Below are 6,000 nucleotides of genomic sequence, written 5' to 3'. Positions count from 1 at the left end.
TGCCGATGCCGAATGTTTATCGGCCGCAACTATGCCTCGTCGCGCAGGGGCGCAAGGAGGTCACGCTGGGCGACCATGTGTTCAGATATACGCCAGGGCGCTATGGCGTCGTGACCTACGATCTGCCCGTCATAGGCCATGTGGTCGAGGCGACGCCTGACAAGCCCTATCTCTGCCTGTACCTCGATTTCGATCCGGTCATGCTGGGGGACTTGGCGTTGCGCGTGCCGCCCCCGCCGGGAGCGCCATCTCGGCCGATAGGCAAGACGGTGTCCGACGCCGGTGCCGCTCTGCTCGACGCAACGCTACGCCTGGTGCGCTTGCTCGACGATCCGGTAGCGCTGCCCGTGCTCGGGCCGCTTGCCGAGCAGGAAATACTCTATCACCTGCTCGCCGGCCCGGACGGCGCCAGGATGCGCCACATCACTTCCGGCCAAGGTCCAGTGGCCCAGGTCGGCCGCGCCATCGCCTGGATCGGCAAGAACTTCCGGGAAAGGTTCAGCATCGAGCGGCTTGCCACGGAAGTCGGCATGAGCCCGTCGAGCCTGCACGAGCATTTTCGCGCCGTGACGGCGATGACGCCGCTGCAATTCCAGAAGCAGCTCAGGCTGCAGGACGCGCGCAGCCTGATGCTGGTCCAGAACATCGACGTCACGACCGCCGCCTTCCAAGTGGGTTACGAAAGCCCGTCGCAGTTCACTCGCGAATATCGCCGCCACTTTGGAGAACCGCCGGCGCGCGACATAGCCCGCTTGCGCGCTTCGCCGGGCTTGGCAGTGGTAGCTTAAGTTCAGCTTGAGAGAAGTCGGCGTCGTGACGTTTATTAAAATATTCTGAGGGTGACCGACGAGAACGCGTTCGAAAGGGCGCGCTATCGTTTTTCCTGATGCCATAAGCTGCCGGCCCCCTTTCGGCCCCCTTTCGGCCGGCGAGACTATTGTACATAATGGCCGCTTCTGGGGTAAGCGGACCGACTTGAGGCGGAGAATTTACAAGTCTCCATGCCATCAGGCCCCCGCAACCAAATCTTCCCTGCGATCCCAATAAAGCCCCCTCGTGGGGCTTTGTGCGTTCTAAGCCCGGCGCCCCAGTTCGCATGGCAAACGCCGCCCGACAAATTCAATTATCTATGTCGTGGGGCCGTTGGTTCAGATCCCTTCAAGAGCAACAGATGGCAAAATAAGGGCGGGAAAGGCTACTCGTTGGGGTCCCGACGATTGACTGGAGAGGGGCCGGAAGCCGTCACGCCCCTGCGATCGTAGCCTCAGCCGGAAGCTTTCAGCTCACGATTGAGGCTTGCCACCGTCTTCCAAGGCGGCCATGGCAATGGCCTGCCTGCGGGCGTCGCGGTAGCGGGAAAACTGCGTGTCGGCGATCACGCCGGCAAGGATGACGCTGCCCATGACGGCGAAATTCAGGGAAGAGGGGATGCCCAGGAGATTGACGAGGTTTTGCAGGACCTGAAGCAGGATCACGCCCAGCACCACGCCGATGATCGATCCCTCGCCGCCCCGCAAAGAGAAGCCACCGAGGACCGCAGCGGCTATGCCGTACAGCTCGTAAAAATTGCCATGGGAGGAAGGCTGGACGGAGCGGGTATACATGGCGAAAAACACCGCCGAAATGCCCGTCAGGAAAGCGCAAAGCACATAGGCCTGGATGATGACCCTGGTGGTGTCGATACCTGAAAAACTCGCCGCCTCGGGATTTTTGCCGACGGCAAAAAGATGCCGGCCGAGCACGGTCCGGTGCAGGAGAAACCAGGCGGCAACAGCTACCAGCAGGAACGCGACGACGGAATGGGGCACGCCGGCTGTGCGGCCCGCGATCAGATATTCCAGCATCGGAAAGTCGGACCCGAAGGTGAAGCCGGCCGTGCCATCCCTGGTGTAGAAGCGCGCAATGCCGCGATAGATCAAAAGCCCGCAGAGCGTGACGACGAAAGGCTGAAGCTTGAGGCGGGTTATCAGCCAGCCGTGCAGAAGGCCGATGGTGACTGACAGCACCAGCACGATTGCAAGTGCGACTGGCCAAGGAACGCCGAAGCTGGCGATTAGATCGACAAAAATGACGCCAATCAACGCGATCACCGAGCCGATGGACAGTTCGATGCCCGCCGTGACGATGACGAAGGCCTCGGCAATGGAGAACAGCCCGAAGAGGCCGATCAGGTTTGCCGTGTTGGCCAGGTTGATCGGCGACAGGAACCGTGGATTCATCATGGCAACGATTGCTCCGACGGTCATCACAAGCGTGGCTAATCCGATATCTTTTTTATGCATGCTACGGAGTCCCTATTCCACGGCCAGTTGGAGAATGGTCTCCTCGGTCAGTTGATCGCGCGCGAGCATACCGGCGATGCGACCGCGGCACATGACGGCGACCCGGTCGGATATCCCGATCACCTCTTCCATGTCCGACGAGATCATCAGCAGCGCTACGCCGTCGGCGGCGAGCGCCTGCATCAGGCGGTAGACTTCCGCCTTAGCGCCGACATCGATACCGCGTGTGGGCTCGTCCAGAATGATGATCCTGGGCTTCATTGCCAGCCATTTGGCCAAGACCACCTTCTGCTGGTTGCCACCGGACATTTCTGCCGCCGCGCGACCGAGGCCTGCCGTCTTGATGTTCAGCTTGCGCCGCGATGCCTCAGCCAGGGCGGTCTCGGCGCCCATATCGACAAATCCTAGTCGCGACAGCGCGGCATGGCTCGGCATGGCGATGTTCTCGGTGATCGAGAAATCGAGAAAAAGGCCTTCCGTCTTGCGATCCTCCGGCACCAGGCAGAGGCCGGCGGCGATGGCGGCTGGAACGCAGTGGCCGACGAGCCGCTGGCCCTTGATCTCCAGCACGCCCCCTTCGATGCGGTCTATGCCAAAAAGCGCGCGGGCAAGCTCCGTACGCCCCGCGCCGACCAGGCCCGTCAGGCACAGGATCTCGCCGGCGCGCAGGCAAAGGTCGAGCGGATGCTGCGGGTAGGCCTTTGTGCGCAGTCCCTTCAATTCCAGGACCGGCCTGCCGGTGTCATGCTCTGCCTTTTCATAGAACTGGCCGACATCGCGGCCGATCATCAACCGGATCATGGCGTCCTTGGTGATCTCGCCGCAACCGAGGGTTCCGGCATTGCGGCCGTCACGCAGCACCACGACGCGGCTCGCCACCTCCTCGACTTCAGCCAGGCGGTGGGTGATGAACAGCACCGCCACGCCCGCGGCGCTCAACTGCCTGATGACGTCAAGAAGACGCTTGGTCTCGGACAGGGTCAGGCTGGACGTGGGTTCGTCGAGAATGAGCAGGCGCGGATCGATCGAAAGCGCACGGGCGATTTCAAGCAATTGCTGGTCGGCCAGGGACAGGCCGGAGACAGCGTCATTCGGACCGAAACGAGTATCCAACCTGGCGAGGATCGGCCCGACCTTGCGCTCCATGGCGGCCTGGTCGAGAAAGCCGAACATCCCGCGCCTGATCTCGCGCCCCAGAAGCACGTTTGCCGTCACATCGAGATTGGAAAACGGATTGAGTTCCTGGTGGACAAGGGCGATGCCGCGCTCATGCACGCGCGCCGATGTCAGCGATGTCACTTCCTCGCCATCGATGACGATGTGGCCCTCGTCAGGTGCGATTGCGCCACTTAGCACTTTCATCAGCGTGGATTTTCCCGCACCGTTTTCTCCAACCAGGCCGACCACTTCGCCGCCGCGAATGCTCAGCGAGACATTGTTGAGGGCGATTGCTCCCGGATAGACCTTGGTAATCCCCAGAAGGTCGAGCGATATGTCCTTTTGCCGATAGGCCGTCATCGAAACTCCCGGATGGCAGGGACGGATAGGTGCTGCACGAACCACGGAAGTTCGTGCAGCAGGACCGTTTTGGAGACGACTTCTATTTCCCCACGCGCGCCTTCAACTCGGCGGCGAAGGCATCGACATTGCCCTTGTCGATCTTCTTGGTCGGCACGATGATCAGGCCGTTTGCCGGTACCTGCGACTTGTCGCCCTTCAGGTAGGCGGCCATCAGCTTCATGCCCTGGTATCCCCATTGGTAGGGGTCCTGGACCACCGTTCCGGCGAATTTGCCTTCCCTCACCGCGCCGAGCGTGACGGGATCTTCGTCGAAGGCGATGACCTGGATTTTTCCCAGCTTACCGGCCGCCTGCAGCGCTTCGTAGATCTTGGGCGGATTATAGGAATAGAAGCCGACCATGCAGGTGATGTCAGGGTTGGCGGCCAGCACGTCATCGACATTCGACCGGGCTCGGGCGAAATCGACATCGTCGCCACGCACATCGACCAACTCTATGCCGGATCCCTTAACCGCCTTGCGGAAGCCCGCGATCCGTTCGACGGCATTGTCGGCCCCCAGGAAGCCGACGAAGCCCATGCATTTTCCGCCCTTGGGCATGGCCGCCCGGGCGATCTCGCCGGCTTGGACCCCAGCATCCGTATTGGACGAACCGAGATAGGCGATGCGCTTGCTGGCGGGCGCATCGCTATCGGTGGTGAACAGCGGCACCTGGGCCGCGATCCTGTTGAAGGCGCCGATCGAGTTTTTCGGATCGGCCGACGAGATCATGATCGCATCCGCGCCGGCGGCGACCAGGTCGTCCATCAGGGCATTCTGCAGGGCGGCAGTGCCCTGGGCCGGGTAACGGAACTGCAGGTCGTAACCCGGCAATTCAGCCTGGGCCGCCTTCACGCCAGCCTCAGCCAGTTTCCAGAAATCGGACGCGGCGTTGACGACAAAGGCGAGCGCCGGCTTGTCCTCGGCAAGTGACGGACTGGCGGCAAGCACCAGGCCTGCGGCAAGCATGAGCGAATTGAGACGTTTCATGTTGTTCCTCCCCGCGACCCCATTCCTCAAAGGTCGCGCTAAACACGGTTTCACATCTGGTGGCCAGGTAATATTATTACTAATAACTCGCATCCCGCCAAAGGGGCCGGGAGACCAACCGGCACCTTACTGGCAGGGATACGCACTAGTTCTTGGCGCAGAAACCCGGATCGTCGAGGTTGCAGACGTCAAGGCCGGTAAACAGCGGATCGGCCACTTTCTCGCCCTTGATCAGCTTGATCATGACGTCAGGCGCCTTGTAGCCCATCTCGAAGGGGCGCTGGCCGACCTGCGAATGGCTGCGACCTTCGCGGAAGGCCTTGGTCTGCGGTGGCAGCGTATCGCCGGCGATGATGATCAACTCCTTGCTCTTGAGCTTGGGCATCACCTGGTCCGTGACCTGCGCATAGGCCTGCGGGGCAAACTGCGCCCAGCCGCCGACAAGGATGAAGGCGTCCAGTGTGGGATTTGCAGTGAACACATCCGACATCTGCTGGTTAGCAAGGTCTGCCTGGTCATTGGTGTAAACCGGGCACCCTCCGATTTCCTTCCAACCGCCCTGTCCGGTCAGGCGATCGATGTTCTTGGCGCCGCCGATGGTGTCGCGGAAGCCCTGGGCGCGGGCATTGATATTGGCGGCGGCCACGTTGCCGAGTTGCAGGCAGACCGACCCGCCCTTCGGCTTCAGCTTCATGGTCTGCTCGGCCATCTTCACGCCCATCAGGTAGTTGTCGGTGCCCAGATAGGTCTTGCGCAGAGCATGGTCCTTCTCGAGAAAGTCCGCATCGACAGTCATGACCGGAACGGACGGGGCGATGGCCTTGATGCGGGTCGCCATGGCCGGCGCGTTCGAGGGCGAAATGGCGATGGCCGCAACGCCTTTCGTCAGCAGGTCATCGACGATCTGGACCTCGCCGGCCTCGTCCGCCGATGAGGCCGGACCGGTATAGAGGCATTCATATTCGCTACTCGCATTCTCCGACTTCCACTTCTTGCAGCCGAGATTGATCTGCTCGAAGAACGGATTGTCGAGACCCTTGACGACGATTGCCAAGGTCTTTTTGCCTTGCGCTGCGGCCGGCGCCGCAGCAAGCGCCGCAACTGCCATGGCCGCCATTGCCAATATATTGATTTTCATTTTCTTTCCTCCTCCTCTTACACCGATCGAGG

General features: G+C 61.3%; 5 protein-coding genes. 1 reads left to right on the top strand and 4 read right to left on the bottom strand.

What is annotated here, in order from left to right; genetic code table 11:
• Positions 1 to 788 (top strand): AraC family transcriptional regulator (locus C5J24_RS29110; RefSeq protein WP_105422998.1); only part of this gene is annotated, 788 nt, incomplete at its 5' end.
• 495 nt (positions 789 to 1,283) lie between these two features.
• On the opposite strand, the gene C5J24_RS29105 is transcribed toward C5J24_RS29110, so the two are convergent.
• The 4 genes from C5J24_RS29105 to C5J24_RS29090 all read right to left on the bottom strand — a co-directional run bounded on the left by C5J24_RS29105 (position 1,284) and on the right by C5J24_RS29090 (position 5,968).
• On the bottom strand, positions 1,284 to 2,282 hold the full coding sequence (locus C5J24_RS29105; RefSeq protein ID WP_105422977.1) for an ABC transporter permease: 999 nt from the start codon (positions 2,280 to 2,282) through the stop codon (positions 1,284 to 1,286).
• Between the two features lie 12 nt (positions 2,283 to 2,294).
• Positions 2,295 to 3,800, bottom strand: a complete 1,506-nt coding sequence (locus tag C5J24_RS29100) for a sugar ABC transporter ATP-binding protein (RefSeq protein WP_105422975.1) — start codon at positions 3,798 to 3,800, stop codon at positions 2,295 to 2,297.
• A gap of 82 nt (positions 3,801 to 3,882) precedes the next feature.
• Positions 3,883 to 4,830 (bottom strand): sugar-binding protein, encoded by a 948-nt coding sequence (locus C5J24_RS29095; protein WP_046669330.1) that lies wholly within the window; start codon positions 4,828 to 4,830, stop codon positions 3,883 to 3,885.
• Positions 4,831 to 4,975: 145 nt separating this feature from the next.
• Positions 4,976 to 5,968: a substrate-binding domain-containing protein gene (locus C5J24_RS29090; protein ID WP_046669331.1), complete on the bottom strand. Its 993-nt coding sequence runs from the start codon at positions 5,966 to 5,968 to the stop codon at positions 4,976 to 4,978.
• Positions 5,969 to 6,000: the final 32 nt, after the last annotated feature.

Source organism: Neorhizobium sp. T25_27, assembly GCF_002968565.1.
Lineage (GTDB): Bacteria > Pseudomonadota > Alphaproteobacteria > Rhizobiales > Rhizobiaceae > Neorhizobium > Neorhizobium tomejilense.
This window is presented reverse-complemented; position numbering and strand designations above follow the sequence as displayed.

Excerpts from the sequence above, each read along its gene's own strand:
- C5J24_RS29105 (WP_105422977.1), bottom strand. The coding sequence starts at position 2,282 with ATGCATAAAAAAGATATCGGATTAGCCACGCTTGTGATGACCGTCGGA.
- C5J24_RS29100 (WP_105422975.1), bottom strand. The coding sequence starts at position 3,800 with ATGACGGCCTATCGGCAAAAGGACATATCGCTCGACCTTCTGGGGATT.
- C5J24_RS29095 (WP_046669330.1), bottom strand. The coding sequence starts at position 4,830 with ATGAAACGTCTCAATTCGCTCATGCTTGCCGCAGGCCTGGTGCTTGCC.
- C5J24_RS29090 (WP_046669331.1), bottom strand. The coding sequence starts at position 5,968 with ATGAAAATCAATATATTGGCAATGGCGGCCATGGCAGTTGCGGCGCTT.